We start from the raw sequence: 1360 nt of genomic DNA, 5'->3' as shown, positions 1-1360 counted from the left end.
TGTCGTGGTGAACTACACCGTTACCGATGATGATGGCACGCCACTGACGGACAGCAGCACCCTCACCATCACGGTCACCGGCACCAACGATGCACCGGTAGCCATCGCAGATATCAGTAATACCGGGGAAAACAGCAGCGTTACTGTGGATGTGATCGCCAATGACAGTGACCTGGACACCAGCAATGGGCTCAGTGTCAATGCCGTCGGTATTGCCAGCATGACCAATGATGGCGACAACCAGACCATTCTCCACAATACCGCCAGTGTCACCTTCAGCGGCAATAATGTTACCTTCAATCCCGGCACCGACTTTGATTACCTGGCCAGTGGCGAAACGGCCACGGTGAAGGTGAACTACACCATCACCGATGATGATGGAACACCACTGACGGATAACAGCATCCTGACCATCACGGTAACCGGCACTAATGATGCCCCGGTAGCCACCGCCGATACTGACGCAACTCAGGAAAACAACAGTATCAGCGTGGATGTTATTGCCAATGACTCTGACCCGGATGCCAGCAACGGGCTCAGTCTCAGCGCAGCCAGCATTGCCACCATGACCAACAACAGTGACAGTCACGCTGTTCCGCTGAGCACCGCCAGTCTCAACGTTAGTGGCAATAACATCACCTTCAATCCCGGCAGTGACTTTGATTATCTGGCCACCGGCGAAACCGCTACCGTTCTGGTGAATTACACCGTTACCGATGATGATGGCACACCACAGACGGATAGCAGCACCCTGACCATCACCGTTACCGGCACCAACGATGCACCGGTGGCCACCGCAGATACCGATAACACCTGGGAAAACAGCGACGTCACCGTCGATGTAATCGCCAATGATAGTGACCTGGACACCAGCAATACGCTCAGTGTCAGTGCCGCCAGCATTGCCACCATGACCAATGATGGTGATCAACAGCCCGTCACTCTCAACACGGCCAGTGTCAGCTTCAACGGCAACGATGTTACCTTCAATCCCGGTATCGATTTCGACTATCTGGACAAGGACGAAACGGCTACGGTGGTGCTCAACTACACAGTCACCGATGATGATGGTACGCCACTGACTGATAACAGCACACTGACCATCACCGTCACCGGCACCGACAACAAGCTTCCCACCGTTACGGCTGCCACAGATGTGACCGGAGCCATCACCGAAATTACCGATGGAGCCAATGGTGAGAGCATTAATACACTGTCTGACAACGGCAGCTTCACCATTGCTGATGGGGATCTGACCGATATCCAGACCGTCAGCGTCACTTCGGACACCACCGGATATCTCGGATCCTTTACCCCCACGGTCAGCAATAACACCACCGGCGATGGCACCGGCCAGGTG

General features: G+C 54.6%; 1 protein-coding gene. It reads left to right on the top strand.

Going from position 1 to position 1360, the window contains the following annotated elements; all coding sequences use genetic code 11:
- On the top strand, window positions 1-1360 hold a 1360-nt coding region (locus ACO6V1_RS23955), incomplete at both ends, for an Ig-like domain-containing protein (RefSeq protein WP_422469108.1).

The sequence above is a fragment of the Endozoicomonas sp. ALC013 genome (assembly GCF_049310205.1).
GTDB lineage: Bacteria > Pseudomonadota > Gammaproteobacteria > Pseudomonadales > Endozoicomonadaceae > Endozoicomonas.
The sequence above is the reverse complement of the archived record's forward strand: the minus strand, read 5'-3'. Positions and strand labels throughout refer to the sequence as shown.